Origin of the sequence: Amycolatopsis speibonae, assembly GCF_042647925.1 — a bacterium.
Taxonomy (GTDB): domain Bacteria; phylum Actinomycetota; class Actinomycetes; order Mycobacteriales; family Pseudonocardiaceae; genus Amycolatopsis; species Amycolatopsis speibonae.
The window spans coordinates 26,616-43,896 of record NZ_JBHRWK010000102.1 but is presented as its reverse complement, the minus strand read 5'-3'; the positions used below and the strand labels follow the sequence as shown (position 1 = coordinate 43,896).

Annotated in this window: 17 protein-coding genes; 12 read left to right on the top strand and 5 right to left on the bottom strand. The window is 68.9% G+C overall.

The window, feature by feature from the left end; genetic code table 11:
- Nucleotides 1-2: 2 nt before the first annotated feature.
- The gene (locus ACFOSH_RS40350) at nucleotides 3-1,010 is read right to left on the bottom strand and encodes a hydroxyacid dehydrogenase (protein WP_378246422.1); all 1,008 of its coding nucleotides are present in this window, start codon (nucleotides 1,008-1,010) and stop codon (nucleotides 3-5) included.
- A 181-nt stretch (nucleotides 1,011-1,191) separates the two neighbouring features.
- On the opposite strand from ACFOSH_RS40350, the gene ACFOSH_RS40345 reads away from it, so the two are divergent.
- The 9 genes from ACFOSH_RS40345 to ACFOSH_RS40305 all read left to right on the top strand — a co-directional run bounded on the left by ACFOSH_RS40345 (nucleotide 1,192) and on the right by ACFOSH_RS40305 (nucleotide 11,012).
- A complete protein-coding gene (locus ACFOSH_RS40345; protein WP_378246420.1) occupies nucleotides 1,192-2,520 on the top strand; it encodes a sugar ABC transporter substrate-binding protein in 1,329 nt (442 codons plus the stop codon).
- Nucleotides 2,517-3,473: a carbohydrate ABC transporter permease gene (locus ACFOSH_RS40340; RefSeq protein ID WP_378246418.1), complete on the top strand. Its 957-nt coding sequence runs from the start codon at nucleotides 2,517-2,519 to the stop codon at nucleotides 3,471-3,473. Before ACFOSH_RS40345 ends, ACFOSH_RS40340 begins: the two co-directional genes overlap by 4 nt.
- Complete coding sequence (locus ACFOSH_RS40335; RefSeq protein ID WP_378246416.1) at nucleotides 3,470-4,336, top strand: carbohydrate ABC transporter permease; 867 nt, start codon at nucleotides 3,470-3,472, stop codon at nucleotides 4,334-4,336. The genes ACFOSH_RS40340 and ACFOSH_RS40335 overlap by 4 nt, the downstream gene beginning before the upstream one ends.
- Before the next feature lie 30 nt (nucleotides 4,337-4,366).
- Nucleotides 4,367-5,665: an alpha-L-fucosidase gene (locus ACFOSH_RS40330; protein WP_378246414.1), complete on the top strand. Its 1,299-nt coding sequence runs from the start codon at nucleotides 4,367-4,369 to the stop codon at nucleotides 5,663-5,665.
- A gap of 13 nt (nucleotides 5,666-5,678) precedes the next feature.
- Nucleotides 5,679-7,121 (top strand): chondroitinase-B domain-containing protein, encoded by a 1,443-nt coding sequence (locus ACFOSH_RS40325; RefSeq protein ID WP_378246412.1) that lies wholly within the window; start codon nucleotides 5,679-5,681, stop codon nucleotides 7,119-7,121.
- Between the two features lie 83 nt (nucleotides 7,122-7,204).
- Nucleotides 7,205-8,242 carry a LacI family DNA-binding transcriptional regulator gene (locus ACFOSH_RS40320; protein WP_378246410.1) on the top strand — a complete coding sequence of 346 codons (1,038 nt, stop codon included), beginning with the start codon at nucleotides 7,205-7,207 and terminating at the stop codon, nucleotides 8,240-8,242.
- Nucleotides 8,239-9,000 (top strand): sugar phosphate isomerase/epimerase family protein, encoded by a 762-nt coding sequence (locus tag ACFOSH_RS40315; RefSeq protein ID WP_378246408.1) that lies wholly within the window; start codon nucleotides 8,239-8,241, stop codon nucleotides 8,998-9,000. The genes ACFOSH_RS40320 and ACFOSH_RS40315 overlap by 4 nt, the downstream gene beginning before the upstream one ends.
- Nucleotides 8,997-9,629, top strand: a complete 633-nt coding sequence (locus tag ACFOSH_RS40310; RefSeq protein ID WP_378246406.1) for an SGNH/GDSL hydrolase family protein — start codon at nucleotides 8,997-8,999, stop codon at nucleotides 9,627-9,629. The genes ACFOSH_RS40315 and ACFOSH_RS40310 overlap by 4 nt, the downstream gene beginning before the upstream one ends.
- 69 nt (nucleotides 9,630-9,698) lie before the next feature.
- The gene (locus tag ACFOSH_RS40305) at nucleotides 9,699-11,012 is read left to right on the top strand and encodes a serine/threonine-protein kinase (RefSeq protein ID WP_378246404.1); all 1,314 of its coding nucleotides are present in this window, start codon (nucleotides 9,699-9,701) and stop codon (nucleotides 11,010-11,012) included.
- Here the strand turns inward: ACFOSH_RS40305 and ACFOSH_RS40300 are convergent.
- The 3 genes from ACFOSH_RS40300 to ACFOSH_RS40290 all read right to left on the bottom strand — a co-directional run bounded on the left by ACFOSH_RS40300 (nucleotide 11,009) and on the right by ACFOSH_RS40290 (nucleotide 13,467).
- Nucleotides 11,009-12,028: a LacI family DNA-binding transcriptional regulator gene (locus tag ACFOSH_RS40300; RefSeq protein ID WP_378246402.1), complete on the bottom strand. Its 1,020-nt coding sequence runs from the start codon at nucleotides 12,026-12,028 to the stop codon at nucleotides 11,009-11,011. The genes ACFOSH_RS40305 and ACFOSH_RS40300 overlap by 4 nt on opposite strands.
- Nucleotides 12,029-12,673, bottom strand: a complete 645-nt coding sequence (locus tag ACFOSH_RS40295) for a flavodoxin family protein (RefSeq protein ID WP_378246400.1) — start codon at nucleotides 12,671-12,673, stop codon at nucleotides 12,029-12,031.
- Nucleotides 12,674-12,762: 89 nt separating this feature from the next.
- Entirely contained in the window at nucleotides 12,763-13,467 is a 705-nt protein-coding gene (locus ACFOSH_RS40290; RefSeq protein WP_378246398.1) for an alpha/beta fold hydrolase, read from the bottom strand.
- A 126-nt stretch (nucleotides 13,468-13,593) separates the two neighbouring features.
- On the opposite strand from ACFOSH_RS40290, the gene ACFOSH_RS40285 reads away from it, so the two are divergent.
- Nucleotides 13,594-14,154, top strand: coding sequence for a TetR/AcrR family transcriptional regulator (locus ACFOSH_RS40285; RefSeq protein ID WP_378246396.1), 561 nt, complete (start codon nucleotides 13,594-13,596; stop codon nucleotides 14,152-14,154).
- Between the two features lie 3 nt (nucleotides 14,155-14,157).
- On the opposite strand, the gene ACFOSH_RS40280 is transcribed toward ACFOSH_RS40285, so the two are convergent.
- On the bottom strand, nucleotides 14,158-14,337 hold the full coding sequence (locus ACFOSH_RS40280; RefSeq protein WP_378246394.1) for a hypothetical protein: 180 nt from the start codon (nucleotides 14,335-14,337) through the stop codon (nucleotides 14,158-14,160).
- Nucleotides 14,338-14,463: 126 nt separating this feature from the next.
- Here ACFOSH_RS40280 and ACFOSH_RS40275 point away from each other — a divergent pair, with 126 nt between their 5' ends.
- Both ACFOSH_RS40275 and ACFOSH_RS40270 read left to right on the top strand, forming a co-directional pair.
- Complete coding sequence (locus ACFOSH_RS40275; protein WP_378246392.1) at nucleotides 14,464-16,047, top strand: AMP-binding protein; 1,584 nt, start codon at nucleotides 14,464-14,466, stop codon at nucleotides 16,045-16,047.
- Between the two features lie 154 nt (nucleotides 16,048-16,201).
- Nucleotides 16,202-17,281, top strand: a 1,080-nt coding sequence (locus tag ACFOSH_RS40270) for an HNH endonuclease signature motif containing protein (RefSeq protein ID WP_378246390.1), incomplete at its 3' end; no start/stop codon positions are given.

Genomic DNA, 17,281 nt, shown 5'->3' with positions numbered 1-17,281 from the left:
GGTCAGGCCCGCAGGTGGGCCCGGTCCGGCGCGACGGCGTACTGGAGCGGCTGCCCGAGCACGAACCGCCGCAGCTCCTCCGCGACGAGTTCGCCCATCCGCGCGCGCTCGGCGCCCAGCGCGCCGGCCAGATGCGGGGTGAGCACCACGTTCGGCAATGTGTACAGCGGCGAGTCCGGCGCGGGCGGTTCCGGCCAGGTGACGTCGAGGATCGCCGTGAGATCCGGGCGCTCGCCCAGCACGGGGATGACCGACGGCTCGTCGACCACGGCGCCGCGGGCGGTGTTGATCAGGGTCGCACCGATGCCCATCCTGCCCACCAGCTCCCCGTTCACCAGCCCCTCGGTCTCCGGGAGCAGCGGCGCGTGCAGGCTGACCACCGGGCACGTGGCGAACAGTTCGTCCAGGCCGACCAGCCGCACGCCGAGTTCGGCTGCCCGCGCCGCGTCGACGACGGGGTCGCTCGCCAGGACTTCCACGTCGAAACCGCGCAAATGCGACGCGACGAGAGCACCGATCTCGCCGAGGCCGAGCAGGCCGACCCTCGAACGGTAGGCCCCGGCGACCCTCGGGTCCGGCGGGTAGGCCTTCCGCTCGCGGATCTCGCGGGAGATCCGGTGCACCTGTTTGAGTCCTAAGAGGACCTGGGCCAGGGTGAACTCGGCGACCGGGACGGCGTTCGCGGCCGCGGCGGACACGATCGGGAGCTCGCGCGCCCAGAACTCGGGTGTGGTCAGCGGTCGGACCGATCCGGCGGCGACCAGCACGGCACGCAGGTCCGGCGCGTGTCCCAAGAGGACGGAATCCAGCACCGGGGCGCCCCAGCCGGACAGCAGGATTTCGACGCCTTCCAGGGCCGCCGGGTCCTCCGCCAGCCGCTCACGGGTGAGCGGCTCACGCAGGTCCACCAGCGTTCCGATCTCCTTCAGCACCGCCTCGGGGTAAACGTCGTCGCGGCGGCGTTCCTCCATCACGAGAAGTGCCGTCGGCCGGTGTTGCAGCTCGGTCATCCCTACCTCCGTCGGCGACCATACATCGGATGCTTAACCCGGTCCACGCGCGGCCAGTCCCACACAGAGGCAAACCCGGCCGATTGAAATTCGTAATCATCGGACCATTGACCGCACCCCGGGAAAGCGCTTACCGTCCCTCCGGAGTAGACAGCGTGGTCCACAGTGAACAGGAGAAGCGATGCGTAAATCGCGGTGGATCGGCGTGGGACTCACCGTCTCAGCGCTGGTCATTTCGGGCTGCTCGGCAGGCCCCGCCGGAACGAACGTCGCGCAGGACACCAAGGCACCTTTGGAACTGTGGACCCGGACGACCCCCGGCGGCGCCGGCGAGCAGGCCACCAAACGGCTCGCGGAAGCCTTCGAGAAGGCCACGGGATTCAAGGTGCAGGTCACCGCGATCTTCGACGACTTCGAAACGAAGCTGGCCCAGCGCGCCGCCCAGCGCGACCTGCCGGACATCGTGATGAACGACGTCACGCAGGTCGGCACGTTGAAGAGCCAGGGTCTCGTCCGCGAGGTCGACCAGGGCAAGATCAAGCACGCCTCGGAGCTCACCGAGCAGGCGCTCAAGTCGAACCAGACCCCGGACGGCAAGCTGTACGGCCTGCCTTACAGCGCGCAGGCTTCGGCGCTGCTGATCCGCAAGGACTGGCGCGAGAAGCTCGGCAAGAGCGTCCCGCAGAGCTGGGCCGAACTGGCGGACCTCGCCAAGGCCTTCACCACCGGCGACCCCGACGGCAACGGGAAGAACGACACCGCGGGACTGAACGCGACGCTGTCGACCAAGCGGGGCTACGCCTCCTGGTACTTCTCCAACTTCCTGTGGGCAGGGGGCGGCGACTTCATCACCGAGGCAGGCGGCGGCAAGTACAAGCCGTCGATGAGCACGCCGGAATCCGTGGCCGCGGTGCAGTATTTCCGCGACCTCGGCTGCAAGGACAACGCCATCCAGCCCGGTTCGGTCACCATGCCGACCCCCGCGACCAACGAGACCTTCGAAGCGGGCAAGGCCGGGATGTACGTCGTCGGCCCGTACCTGTTGCCGCGCTTCGACAAGTCGCTCGGCAAGGACAAGTACGAGGTCGTCCCGATGCCGAAGGGCGCCAAGAACGCCGACGTCCTGGCCGAGGGCCTGTCGATCTTCATGATGGCCGGCTCCCCGAACCAGGCCGGGCAGGACGCTTTCGGTGACTTCGCGATCTCGGCCGAGGGCCAGAAGATCGGCATGGAGGGCGAATCGGCCTTCATCGTGCAGCTCCCGGTGAACAAGAACGTCGACATCACCCAGGTCCGCTCGGACCCGCGGTGGAAGACCTACGCCGAGATCTACGCCAAGTCGGGCCACTACGCACCGTCCATCCCGAACTGGACGCCGGTCCGCCAGGACACCGCCGACACGGTCAGCGCGCTCATCGCCGACTGCAAGCTCGACACCAAGGCGGAACTGTCCAAACTCGACACCAAGCTCACCGCGACCTTGCAGCAACAGGGGATCAGCGCCTCATGACCGTAGATCACGCCAAGCCGGCGGCCGTCGGCGCGGACCGTCCCGCCGCCAAGCGGGCGTCCGCGCCGAAGGCCCGCAGGCGCAGCGACCGCGACGGGAAGTGGTGGACGCCGTGGCTGTTCCTGGCCCCCGCCCTGATCCTGTTCGTGTACTTCAAGTTCATCCCGATGATCACCGCGGTGACGATGTCGTTCCAGGACGTCCAGCCGTACCTGGGCAACCAGTGGGTCGGCGGGGAGAACTACAGCACCGTCCTCGGTGACGAGGCGTTCCACTCCGCGATCTGGCACACCGTCGTGATCGCGATCGGGCAGACCGTAGGGTCGATGGTCATCGGCCTCGCGCTCGCCCTGCTGATGGAGGGCCAGAGCAAGCGGCTGAAGTTCCTGCGGTCGGCGGCGTTCCTGCCGGTGGTCGTGCCGATCGCGGTGGTCGCCGAACTCTGGCGGATCATGTATCACCCGACCGAGGACGGGATGCTGAACTCCATCCTCGGCATGGTCGGGCTGGGGCCGTCGGGCTTCATCAACGATCCCGACACGTCGATGGTCTCGGTCATCGTCACCGGGATCTGGCGTGGTGCGCCGTACGACATGATGATCTTCCTCGCGGGCCTGGCGGGCATCGACCGGGGGCTCTACGAAGCGGCCACTGTGGACGGTGCCGGCCGCTGGCGCAAGATCCTCCACGTGACGCTGCCGGGCCTGCGGTCGGTGTTCTCGATCCTGTTCGTCCTCGCGGCGATCCGCGGCCTGCGCGTGTTCACCGAGGTGTTCCTGCTGACCAACGGCGGGCCGAACGGCTCGACCGAGGTGGCGATGACCCTGATCTACAAACTCGGCCTGGAACAGAACCGGCTGGGCGTCGGCGCGGCGGGAGCGGTCCTGCTGTTCCTCGCGACGCTCGTGCTGACACTGTTCGTCCAGGTGCTTCGACGGAGGCGAGACGCATGACCGCGGCCAACGATTCGGCGCTCGGCCTCGACGCCGTCAAGTCGCCGGGCGGACGGATCCTGAAGTACGTCGTGTACGCCCTGCTGCTGGTGGTGTTCGCGGGTCCGCTCCTGGCGCTGCTGGTCAGCTCGTTCAGCGACGTGTCCGACCCGACGGCGCTGAGCGTCATCCCGTCGAGCCCCACCCTGGAGAACTTCGGCATCGCGTTCGACAAGGGTGTCGGGTTGTACCTGCTCAACTCGTTCCTGGTGGTCGGCTTCGGCCTGCTGCTGCAGGTCGTCATCTCGGTGCTGGCCGGCTACGCGTTGGCGCGCAAGAAGTTCCGCTTCATGACCTTCGTGCTGGTCGCGATCCTGGCGACGCTGATGCTGCCGGAGGAGATCCTCGCGATCCCGCTGTCGCTGATCCTGTCGGATCTTCCCTTGGTGCACCTCAACCTGATCGGCAGCCTCGCCGGGATGATCGTGCCGCTGGGCGCGTGGGCGTTCTCGATCCTGGTGATGACCGAGTTCATGAAGGACGTCCCTCGCGAGCTCGAAGAGGCCGCCCGGATCGACGGCGCCGGGGATCTTCGGATCTTCGCGCAGATCATCCTGCCGATGTGCAAGCCCGCGCTCGGCGTGATCGGTGTCTTCGGCTTCACGATGATCTGGGACCAGTACCTGCTGCCGATGCTGGTCTCGTCCGACGCCTCGACCTACACGCTGCCGCTGGCCCTGCGCACACTGCGCATCGACGCGGACGTCACGCCCGGCGTGATCATGGCGGCGTCGCTGCTGGCGCTGCTGCCCTCGGTCGCCGCGTTCCTGTTCTTCCAGCGTTCGTTCGTCCGCGGCCTCGCCTCGGGCGCGCTGAAGGGCTGACCCACACCATTCTCAAGGAGCGATCCTGAAGTGAGTTCCACCGCCTGGTTCACGCACGACCGGTTCGGGATGTTCGTCCACTGGGGACTGTATTCCCTGGCCGCCCGGCACGAATGGGTGCAGAACCGCGAAAAGCTGACCGACGAGCAGTACCGGGTCTACTTCGACCATTTCGAACCGGACAAGTACGACCCTCGTTCGTGGGCACGGGCCGCGAAGGCCGCGGGCATGACCTACGTCGTGCTGACCACCAAGCACCACGACGGTTTCTGCCTGTGGGACAGCGATCTCACCGACTTCAAGGTGACGAACACGCCGTACGGCCAGGATCTGCTCGAGCCGTTCGTCGACGCGTGCCGCGAAGAAGGCTTGAAGGTCGGCTTCTACCACTCACTGATCGACTGGCATCACCCCGCGTTCCCCGTCGACGGCACCCATCCCCGCCGTGACGACCAGGAGTACATCGCGGCCCACCAGTACGCCGACATCGCCGAGTACCAGCTCTACCTCCACGGCCAGGTCCGCGAACTGCTCACCCGCTTCGGCAAGATCGACTACCTGTTCTTCGACTTCTCCTACCAGGGTCGCAAGGAATGGTGGGGCGGCAAGGGGCCGGACGACTGGGACTCCCCCGCCCTGCTCGCGATGATCCGCGAACTGCAGCCCGGCATCCTGATCAACGACCGCACCGGCATCCCCGGCGACTTCATCACCCCGGAGCAGTACCAGCCGTCCGGGCCGATGACCCGCGACGGTGTCCCGGTGGTGTGGGAAGCGTGCCAGACGCTCAACGGCAGCTGGGGTTACGACCGCGACAACCTCGACTACAAGAGCCCGGAGCTACTCCTCCGGATGCTGATCGACGGTGTGTCCAAGGACGGCAACCTGCTGCTCAACGTCGGGCCCAACGGCCGGGGCGAGATCGACCCGCGGGCGCACGAGGTGCTCGCCGAACTCGGCCGCTGGATGGACCGGCACGAACGTTCCATCCGCGGGTGCGGCCCCTCGGAGTTCACCGCCCCCGCCGACGGCCGCTACACCCAGCGCGGGGACCGGCTGTACCTGCACCTCTTCAGCTGGCCGATGAACCACGTCCACCTGCCGGGGCTCGCCGGGCGCGTGCGCTACGCCCAGTTGCTCGACGACGCCTCTGAAATCCGGCAGGTGCACACGGAACCCGGGCAAACCGCGCAGAACACCCAGATGGGCGGGCAGCCGGAAGGCACGCTCACCCTCAAGCTCCCCATCCGGAAACCGGACACCCCGGTCCCGGTGATCGAACTGTTCCTCACCAGCCCCGCCGCCGCGGAAACCCTCCCCACCGATTGAGCACGGAGGCATCATGGATCGCAGAAGGTTCCTCACCGGCGCCACTCTCGGCGCCGCAATGGTCACCGTCCCCTGGGTCACCGCCGGAACGGCGTCGGCCAGGCCGAACGGTCTGTGCGCTCTGAACGTCAGTTCGCTGACAGAACTCCAGAACGCCATCAACTCGGCCGCCGCGGGCGCGGTCATCACCGTGAACAACGGCACCTACACCGTGCCCACGGGCAAGCCGATCACCATCACCGGCAGGCGCGGCACGAAGGATCAGCCGATCACCATCGTCGCCCAGACCGGCGGCGGTGTGACGCTCAACGGCGAGCAGAGCTTCGTCTTCGACGACTCCACCGGTGTCACGATCAGCGGGTTCAATTTCCGGCAGAGCACCACGCTGGAGATCCCGCCGAACTGTTCCCGGATCCGCCTGACCCGCAACGACTTCCAGCTGGCCGACATCGAAGGCCTGCACTGGGTGATGGTCCGCGCCGACTACAGCAAGGTCGACCGCAACCACTTCCACCACAAGACGACGCTCGGCGTCATGCTCTGCATCGAGGGCGCGGACGAAGACAAGATGGCGACGGGCGTCCACGTCTTGCGGAACTACTTCTCCGACCACACCTTCCCCGGCGACAACGGCGGCGAGCCGATCCGGCTCGGCGTCAGCCCGCGTGCGCTGAGCACCGCCGGCGCCACGGTGGAGTACAACCTGTTCGAACGCGCCAACGGCGACCCGGAGGCGATCTCGGTCAAGTCGTCGGGCAACTTCATCCGCAACAACACCATCCGGAACAGCCTGGGCGGCATCGTGCTGCGCCACGGGAACAAGACCGTCGTCGAATCCAACTTCATCATCGGCGGCAAGGAAGGCATCCGGATCTACGGCAACGACCACAAGATCCTCAACAACTACATCGCCGGACTGTCCAGCAGCGCGCTGGTCGTCGGCAGCGGCTCCGTTCGGGACCACTTCCCGGGTGAATCAAAGGAATCACGGCGCGGCAACGACGCGGCGGACCGCGTGCTCATCGCGCACAACACGCTGCTGAACAACAGCGGCACGCTCTCCGGCGAGACCAAACGGACGATCGAACCGCGCGACTGCACGATCTCGGACAACCTCTTCGTCGGCAGCAATGGCGACCTGGTCTCGATGAGCACTACGGGCAACTTCACGTGGTCCGGCAACATCCTGTGGGGTTCGGGCGGCAACGGGAACATCCCGGCGGGCACTTTCCAGCGGGTCGACCCGAAGCTCGTGCAGGGCACCGACGGGGTCTCGCGGCTCGCCGCGGGCAGCCCGGCGATCGACGCGGCGACCCTGGGAGGCGCACCGGTCACGGTGGACATCGACGGTCAGGCTCGCGGCAGCAAGCGTGACGTCGGGGCGGACGAGTACTCGACGGCCGCCATCACCAACCGGCCGCTCACCACCGCGGACGTCGGCCCCGGCGCTCCGTAGCCAGGCGGTCGACAACAGAGCCGGGCTCACGCCGGCGTCAGCCCACGCCGGCGTGAGCCCACCGCACCACCGAGGAGGAACCCATGCCGCAGCGCGCAGCGGGTTCGGCCACCCTGGCCGACGTCGCCCGTGAGGCGGGAGTGTCGCTCGCGACGGCGTCGAGAGCGCTCAACGGCGGGACCAGGCAGGTCAGCGGGAATCTGCGCGAATCGGTGCTGCGGGCCGCGGAACGGTTGCAGTACACGGCGAACGTGCCCGCGCAGGCGATGGCCCGCGGCCGCGGCAACGTCGTCGGGCTGCTGGTGCACGACATCGTCGACCCGTACTTCTCCTCGATCGCGTCCGGCGTCATGCGGGTCGCCGCCCGGCACGGGCTGACGGTCACCATCGCGAGCACCGAGAACCGGCCGGAGAAGGAACTCGAGTACGTCACGACGTTGCGCGGGCAACGGGCGCGAGCGGTCATCCTGGCCGGGTCGCGCAACGAAGACAGTGCCTTGCAACGGAATCTGACCAAGGAACTCAAGGCCTTCGAGGCCGCCGACGGCCGGGTCGTGGTGATCGGGCAGCGGAAACTGCCTTTCGACACCGTCATGCTGGAGAACGGGCCCGGGGCGGCGGCGCTGGCCGGACGGCTCACCGGACTCGGGCACCGTGACTTCCTCGTGCTCGCCGGGCCGCCCGGACTGCTGACCTCGCGCGATCGCGTCCTGGGATTCCGCGACGGCCTCGCCCACCACGGCGTCTCCCTGCCCGCGAACCACGTCCTGCACGCGGAGTTCACCCGCGACGGCGGCTACGCGGCGATGGTGCGAGCGCTGGAGAACGGCTTTCGAGGCTGTGTCTTCGCGGTCAACGACGTCATGGCCGTCGGCGCGATGGCCGCCTGCCGCGATCACGGCCTCGACGTACCGGAGCACATCGCGATCGCGGGCTTCGACGACATCATCACGTTGCGCGACATAAGGCCTTCGCTGTCCACTGTGCGCGTCCCGATCGAGACGATGGGTGAACAGGCCCTCGACTTCATCCTCGACCACCGCGCGGACAGTCCCCGTGTCAAGCCGATCACCGGCGAGGTCGTACTGCGGGAAAGCACTCAACCGTTGGAGGGAAAATGATCCGCCCGGGACTGTGTTCGGTGACGCTGCGGCGGCTGGACGCCGACGAGGTCGCCGACCGTGCCGCGAACGCGGGACTGCAGGTGATCGAGTGGGGCGCCGACGTCCATGTCCGCCCCGGCGACGACTGGGCGGCGGATCGTGCGTTCGAAGCCATGGCACGGCACGGGCTGACCTGCGATTCGTACGGGTCCTACTTCCGCGCCACCCCGATGGAAGCAGGCAAGTTCGGCGACATCGCCGCCACCGCCGTCCGGCTCGGCGCCTCGCGGATCCGGGTGTGGGCGGGCAAGGCCGGTTCCGAGGATGTCGACCCCGACGAGCGTGAGCAGGTCGTCACCGGTCTCCGCGAGGCCGCCGACGTCGCGAACGAACACGGGCTGGAAGTCGCGCTGGAGTTCCACGGCGGGACGCTGACCGACACCGCCGAATCGACCGTCCGGCTGCTCGAAGAGGTCGGCCGCGACAATCTCGGCACCTACTGGCAGCCACCGCAGGACCTGCCCGACGAGCAGGCGCTGGCGGGGCTGGCACTGGTCCTCGACCAGGTGCGCGCGGTGCACGTGTTCTCGTGGTGGCCCAGCAACGAGCGGCGTCCGCTCACCGCCAGGACCGAGTTGTGGACGCGGGCGTTCGGGCTGCTCGCGAAGGCCGGGCGGCCGCTCGACGCGCTGCTGGAGTTCGTCCCGGACAACGATCCCGACCTGATCCCCGGCGAGGCCGATTCCCTGCGCAAGCTGATCGAGGCGGGCGCGTGAGGTTCACCGAAGCCGACAGGCTGCTGTTCGCCGGTGACTCCATCACCGACTCCAGCCGCGACCGCGCCGATCCGGCGGCACTGGGCAAGGGCTACGTCCGCCAGGTCGCGGACCTCCTCGGCGACGGGCCGGAGGTGCTCAACCGGGGCCTCAACGGCAACCGGATCTACGACCTGGAAGCCCGCTGGACCACCGACGTCCTCGCGGCGCGCCCCACGGTGCTGACCGTGAAGATCGGCATCAACGACACCTGGCGAACCTTCGACCGCGGCCTGCCGAGCCCGATCGGGAAGTTCCGCGCCGCCTACTCCCGGCTGCTGGCCAGCGCGCGGCAGCACCTCCCGGCCGAGTTGTACGTGATCACCCCGTTCCTGCTGCCGGTGGAGCCGGAGCAGCACGAATGGGCCGTCGATCTCGCTCCCCGGATCGAAACCGCGATCGACGTGGCGACCGAGTTCGGCGCGCGGCTGATCCGCGCGGATCTGTTCATGCCACGCGCGGCGGCCGAACACGGGGCGGCGACGCTGGCCCCGGACGGTGTCCATCCCAGCCCGCTCGGTCACCGTCTGCTCGCCGAAGCCTGGCTCGCGGCGGCCGGTGCGCCGGTCGAGGAAGTGCCGCGGCCCTAACGGATACAGTGGCCCCGTGAACCGGAATGCCTGCGCATCCGTGTGCACTCCAGGAGATCAGGGGGCGGCGTGACACGTGAAGGCGATCTCGTCGCCGGACGTTACCGGCTGGAGCGCAAGGTCGGCCGGGGCGCGATGGGCGTGGTGTGGCGGGCGCGGGACGAGCGGCTCGACCGGACGGTCGCGGTCAAGCAGTTGCTGCCGGACACCTCGCCGGGCGACGCCCCGTTCCGCTCGATCGTGCGCGCGATGCGGGAGGCCCGGGTCGCCGCGCGGCTCAAGCATCCGCACGCCGTTACCGTGTACGACGTCGCCGAGGAGGACGGGACCCCGTTCCTGGTCATGGAGTTCCTGCCGTCGCGGCCACTGACGGAACTCCTCGCCGACGACGGCCCGCTCCCCGCGGGGAGGGTGGCGGAACTCGGCGCGCAGCTCGCGTCGGCGCTGGCCGCGGCCCACGAGGACGGGATCCTGCACCGGGACGTCACGCCCAACAACGTCCTGATCACCGGGGACGGCGGGGCGAAGATCGCCGACTTCGGCCTGTCCCACGCCGCGGGTGAGGGGACCATGACCGGCGGCGGCCTCGTCGTCGGCACTCCGGCGTTCCTCTCCCCCGAGGTCGCGGACGGCGAGGACCCCGGCTATCCGTCGGACGTGTTCTCGCTCGGCTCCACGCTCTACACGGCGTTGGAGGGCGCGCCGCCGTTCGGCACCGACGGCAACCAGATCGCGCTCCTCAAACGGGTCGCCCGCGGCGAGATCACCGCGCCGAGGACCACCGGTCCGCTCACGGACGTCCTGCTGCGGCTGCTCCGGCGGGATCCCGGGGAGCGGCCGGACATGGCCGAGGCCGAACGGATGCTCAGCGCCGTCGCCGACGGCCGCCCGGCGATCCTGTCCGGCACGAAACGGCTTCCCGCGCCCACCCGTCGTGCGCGGTGGCCGTTCGCCGTCGCGGGCGGCGTGGTGGTGGCGGGTGGTGTCCTGGCGGGGATCCTCCTGTTCGACGGCGACTCACCCGAGACATCCGAAGCACCGGTGGCGGCGCCGATCGTGAGCACTCCTGTGGCGAAGCCGGTGTGCGAAGCGCGCTACGAAGTGGCCAACCGCTGGCCGGGCGGCTCGGAGATCCGGGTGTCCGTGCGGAACTCCCTGGGCACCCGGCTCACCGGCTGGGAGGTCAGCTGGACCCTGCCGCCGGGAACGCGGATCGCCAATCTGTGGAACGGTTCCCTGGCACAGGACGGCGACCGCGTCCGAGTGTCCGAAGTGGACTGGAACGCGGTACTGCCCGCCGGCGCGACGACGACCTTCGGCTTCATCGCGACCACCGGTGACGACGGCGGGGACGCGCCGGTCGCGGAGTGCCGGAGTTCCTAGCGGCTGGTCGATTCGCGCGCGTTCAGCCGCACCGGTACCTCGATCCGGCGCGGCTCGCCACCCGGGGCGACGCCCTCGACGAGGTCCATCAACGCCGTGGCGGCGCGGGCACCCACTTCGCGCGGATGCACGAACATGCCGGTCACCTGCGGCGACGTGAGCCGGAGGGAACCACTGTCCACCGCGCTGCAGATCCCGAGCCCGCCGGGCACCGCGAGCCGGCGGCGGCGAGCCTCGTGGAGAACGCCGAGGGCGAGGTTCTCCGACGTCGTGAAGACGGCGTCCGGGCACACCCGCCTGTCGAGCAGGTCGCCCAGCGCCTCCGCTGTGCCTTCGGTGGTCGGCGGCTCGTCGATCTCGACCACCACCGGCTCCAGTCCCCGGTCTTCCGTCCAGCCGGTGTACCCCGCGACCAGATCCGCCGCGTAGGAGCGGCTGGTGTCGGTGGTGATCATCGCGGGCCGTTCATAACCGTTGCCCGCCAAGTGATCCAGCATCAGCCGGGCGGCCGCGACCAGGTCGTTGTCGACGACGACCTGCACGGGACACGGCGCCGCCATCGCGCGTCCGACGGTCACCAGCGGCCGGTCACGGCACCAGCCCGTCGCGAAGAACGGCTCGTCCCCGCGAGGATCCACCAGGATCGCGCCGTCGACGGCGAAGGCGTTCAGCCTGTCGAGGTCGGCGTCCGCTGGAGTCAGGAGCAGGGCGTACGACCGTTTCGACGCGGCCTCGGCCGCCCCGTTCAGGACTTCGAGGAAGTAGTCCGAATTGGGAACGAGCGCGCAGGCGCTGCTCGCGTCGACCGAGTTGGCTAGCTGGATCGCCAGGGTGCGGCTGCGCCGCGTGACCAGCTGCTGGGCGTGCACGCTGGCCTGGTAACCGAGTTCGGCGGCCGCCCGCGCGACACGCTGCCTCGTCTCGTCGGAGATCCGTCCCTGCCCGCTGAGCACATGGGAGACGGTGGTGATCGAGACCCCCGCGGCGGCGGCGACGTCACGGATGGTCGGCGACACTCAGGCCTCCACGGGCGGTCCCCAAACGCGGTTCGGCCGGTCGGTGTCCAGCCGATAGTCGGTGACGTGGGCGTCGCCCAGCCTACGTCCGAGGTCCGCCGCGGCCTCCAGTGGCCGGGCGGGATCGCGCTCCACCTCGCCCCGGCTGTTGCCGACGCCGACCACGATCCCGGCGAGGTCCTGACGCAGGTACCGGGCGAGCTCCTGGAACTGGGCCTCGAGCCCGAGAGTCGCGCCGCGGTAGCTCTCCTCGCAGGAGATCAGCACCGCGGCGCGTTTGTTCATCAGCCCCGGCACGACCTCGGCGGTATGCGGCGAACTGCCGGAGGTGTAACAGAAAAGCCGGTCGAAGAAGGACTTGAGCCGTCCGGTCATGCCGTACCAGTGCAGTGGCGTCGCGTAGACGATCGCGTCCGCCGGGAGCACGTGGTCGAACAGCAGCCGCTCGTAGTCGTCCGCGATACCGCAGGACCGATCGCTCAGCCGGCAGTCGCGGCAGTCCCCCAGCGGCGACCCGACGAAATCGGAGAGCCGGACGAAGCCGACCGTGTGACCTGCTTCTTCCGCGCCCTTGGCGAGTGCCTGGGCCAGCGCCCAGGAATTGCCTTCACGACGCGGGCTCGAATCCAGCACCAAGACCTTCACATGGTTCTCCCCGGAGAGACTGCAAAAACGCTTTTGCAGTCTCTCCGGTGAAGGTTTCACCTGTCAAGCGGCCCCGCAGGCCGCCGGTGTCAGGCGACCTTGGCGGCCGCCGCGAGGATGACCTCCGCGACGGCGTCCGGCCGCGAGACCGAGACAGCGTGCGAAGCCTCGATCCTGGTGACCTCCGAACCGGCGCGCTCGGACATGAACGCCTGCGCGGCGGCGGGGATCGCGTGGTCCTGCTCGGCGATCAGCGCCCAGGACGGCAAGTTCTTCCACGCCGGCTCGCCGTCGAACGGGGTGGCGAGCGCGCGCTCGGTGACCGGGCGCTGGGTGACCGCCATGACGTCGGCGGTCTCCGCGGGGACGTCGGCCGCGAAGACGTCCGAGAAGTTCTCGGGCTTGATCGACAGCTCGCCCTGGGACGCCAGGACGTTCGTGGTGTCCGGGCCGAGCTTGCCGCCCCCGAACCGGCCGGACAGGTCGAACACGCTCTCCCCCGCCTCCGGCTGGAAAGCGGCGATGTAGACGAGCGCCTTGACGTTCGGCGCGGTGGTGGCCGCGCGGCTGATCACCACGCCGCCGTAGGAGTGCCCGGCCAGCACCACGGGGCCGTCCACTCCGTTGACGACGTCGGCGACGTAGTCCGCGTCGGATTCGATCCCGCGCAGCGGGTTCGAAGCGGCCAGCACCCGATAGCCCTGCTCACGCAGCTTCGGGACGACACCGTTCCAGCTGGACGAGTCGGCGAAAGCACCGTGGACCAGGACGATGGTGGGTTTCTGGTTGCTCATGGTGGCTCCTTCAGAGCTAGAGAGAACGATCAGTCTTTCTCCCTCAACCATGGTGCCCCGGGATGCCTTCCGCAACGTGACGAAGGCGACCTGGTGGAATGACCGTTCTTTCTCTATAGTTGAAAGATGCCGACTGTCGACCGCGACGTACATCCGAAGGTCCGGCTGCTCGAGACCGCGTCACGGCTCTTCTACGCCGAGGGCATCCATGCCGTCGGCGTGGAGCGCCTGGTGTCCGAGGCGGCCGTGACCAGGGCGACGTTCTACCGCCACTACCCCACCAAGGACGACCTCGTCGCCGCCTATCTGAGCACCACGAGCGAGCGGATCCGCGTCGGCGTCGGCGCGGTGACCAGCGGGAAACCCGCCCGCGAAGCACTGCTCGCCGCACTGGGCGTCATCGGCGACCGGACGGTCGACGACGACTTCCGCGGCTGCCAGTTCCTCAACGCCGCCGCCGAGTACCCCGATCCCGCGCACCGCGTCCGCCAGGTCATCGACGACCACCGGGACTGGTTCTTCGGCGTTCTTCGCGACCTGGCGCGCGACGCGGGTCATGCCGACCCCGACCACGCCGCCCGCACCCTCGTCCTCCTCCGCGACGGCGCGCTGCACGGCGGGAACCTCGACGACGCCGGGACCGTGCGCGCCACCTTGCGGCGAGCGGTCACCGAGGTCGTGAGCTGAGCTTCAGCACGGCCGCCCTGTCGTCGAGGTGACCGGCGATGCCGCCTCCGCCATCACCCGATCCGGATCGCCGAGCACTTCGAGCATCAGCGCGGCTTCCCCGGCGTCCGCCACTCCCGCCAGCCCACGGCGATAGGCGGCGTAGCGCACGTGTTCGGGCGGCTCGTCGTCCACAGCGGACATTCTGCCGCTCTTCGCCCCTGTCCTGCCCGGTGCCGTCGTCACGGGCAGGACATCGCGTCTTCTCGACGGTCGTAACAAGTGCTACCTTCGCGGAAGGGGGCCCGGGCGGACCGAGGAGCGGCGACGATGAGGCTTTCCCCCAGCGCGCACGTCGACCCGTTCTGCCGTGACCGGCTGCCGCCCGCCGGGCAGTGGCCGGAACTCGTGTTCGACCTGCCGGACCTGCGGTATCCCGACAGGCTGAACGCCGCGACCGCGCTGCTCGACCAGACCGTTGCCCGGTTCGGCCCGGACAGGCCATGCCTGCTGTCCCCCGCCGAAACGTGGACATACGGCGAAGTCCTGGCCCGCGCCAACCGCGTCGCCCATGTCCTGGTCACCGATTTCGGTGTGGTTCCCGGCGATCGCGTGCTCCTGCGGGGCGCCAACACGCCCTGGCTCGCGGCGGCGTGGCTGGCTGTACTCAAGACGGGCGCGGTCGCCGTCACGACCATGCCGATGCTGCGGCGCGCCGAACTCGACAAGATCGTCGGCCGAGCGAAGCCCGCGATCGCCGTCTGCGACGAACGCCTCCTGGCCGAACTCCCGCCGGATCTGCCCGTCGTGTCCTACGGAACGGACCTCGCCGCCCGCGCGGAGCGGCATCCGGCGACCTTCGCCGACGTCCCGACCGCGGCCGACGACGTCGCCCTGCTCGCTTTCACTTCCGGCACGACCGGGTCCCCGAAGGCGACGATGCACTTCCACCGCGATCTGCTCGCGATCGCCGACACGTTCTCCCGGCACGTCGTGCGGCCGACGTCGGACGACCTGTTCTGCGGCACGCCACCGCTGGCCTTCACTTTCGGCCTCGGCGGCCTGCTGGTCTTCCCGTTGCGGGCGGGGGCGGCCACGCTGCTGGTCGAACGCGCGACTCCGGCGGAACTCGCCGCCATCGTCGCCGGCAAAGGTGTCACGGTCCTCTTCACCGCCCCGACCGCGTACCGGGCGATCCTGAACGCGGGCGAAGGAGGACTGCTGGCCGAAGTACGCCGAGCGGTCTCGGCGGGCGAGTCGCTGCCCGCTCCCGTGGCCGAGCACTACCGCGACGTCGTCGGGCGGCCGCTCATCGACGGGCTCGGCAGCACCGAAATGCTGCACGTCTTCATCTCGGCCGCCGACGACGACGCGCGTCCCGGCACGACCGGAAAAGTCGTGCCCGGATACCGGGCCGCCGTCCTCGACATCGACGGTTCGCCCGTTCCCGATGGCACGCCCGGATTCCTGGCCGTGAAGGGACCGACAGGCTGCCGCTACCTCGAAGACCCGCGCCAGCAGGACTACGTCCGCGACGGCTGGAACTTCACCGGCGACACCTATGTCCGCGACGCCGACGGCTATTTCCGGTTCGTCGCGCGCAGCGACGACATGATCATCTCGTCGGGCTACAACATCGCCGCCCCCGAGGTCGAGGAAGTCCTGCTCGCTCATCCGGACGTCGAGGAATGCGCGGTGATCGGCACGCCGGACCCGGATCGTGGCTCGGTGGTGACGGCGTTCGTCGTGGCCCGGCCCGGGGTCGAACAGAGCCCGCACTTCGTCCAGGTTCTTCAGGAGCACGCGAAAGCGACTGCCGCGCCGTACAAGTACCCGCGGCGCGTGCGGTTCATCGAGGAACTGCCCCGCAACGCGAGCGGGAAACTGCAGCGCTACCTCCTGCGGGAGTTGTGAAGTCCCTCAGTTCTGACGTGGTCGGCCGAATCCGTCGTCACCTTGATGAGCGTCCGGTCAGACCTGCACCAGAATACGAAACTTATTCAATACTTGTCGGCGAATGCAATATCCACTATTCGCACATGTGTTCGATTGGTGATATTCTTGCGGGGTGTCCAGCCAGCGAATCCTCGAGCCGCCGCGGGAGTTGTGGCGTGCTGGTGCGCGGGAGCTCGCGCACGGTGTGGTCGAGCGTATGTCGGTGGCGCGTCAGGCGTTGGCGGAGGTGGGGCAGTTCCTGGTGGAGATCGAGTCCCGGGGTCCGATGGAGTTGTTCGGGCATGGGTCGACGGCGGGTTGGTTCGCCGAGACCGCCCGCATCAGTCCCAAGGAAGCGCGTGACACCGTGGCGCGGGCGGTGGCGGTGAACGTGGGCCGGAATCTGGATGGCGCCCCCGTCCCCGCGAAGGCCCCGATCGCGGGGGCCGCGGCGGCCGTGGGTGACCTCGGCCACCAGCAGCTGGACCCGATCCTCGCGGTACTGAAGAAGATCCCCGACGGGGCCTCAGCAGAAGACCGGTCAGGAGCGGAACAGATCCTGGTGGACCTGGCCCGCCACGCCGGTCCGCAGGAGATCACCAACGCCGGAGCGGATCTGCTGGCCCATCTCGACCCGGACGGGAACGAGCCGAAGGACGAGGACCTGACACCGCCGTCACGCGAAGTACACCTGCGGAAACGCGACGATGGCTGGTGGCGGTTGACCGGGCTGCTGGATCCGGAGTTCGGGGCTCGCGCGAACGCGCTGTTCGAGACCTGGGGACAGCGAAGACCCGTCGACGAAGACGGCAACCGCGACCCCCGCACTCCTGGTGAGCGCAATGGGGACGCGTTGTTCGACGCGATCCACTACGCGATGACCAACGACAAGGCCCCGACCCTGTCGGGGGACCGCACCACCATCGTGGTCACCATCCCGCTGGACACCTTGACTTCAGGACTGGGGATGGCGTGTGTGGACGGGGTCTCCCGGATCACGGCACGCCACGCGCGGATGCTGGCCTGCGACGCCAAGATCATCCCCGCGGTGCTCGGTTCGGAGAGTGAACCGCTCGACATCGGCCGCGCGGCCCGCACCGTCACCCCCGGACAACGGCGGGCCCTGAACCTGCGAGACCGAGGATGTTCCCTCCCGGGCTGTCATCGGAAGCCCAAGCACTGCGAAGCGCACCACATTCTTCCGTGGGGTCAC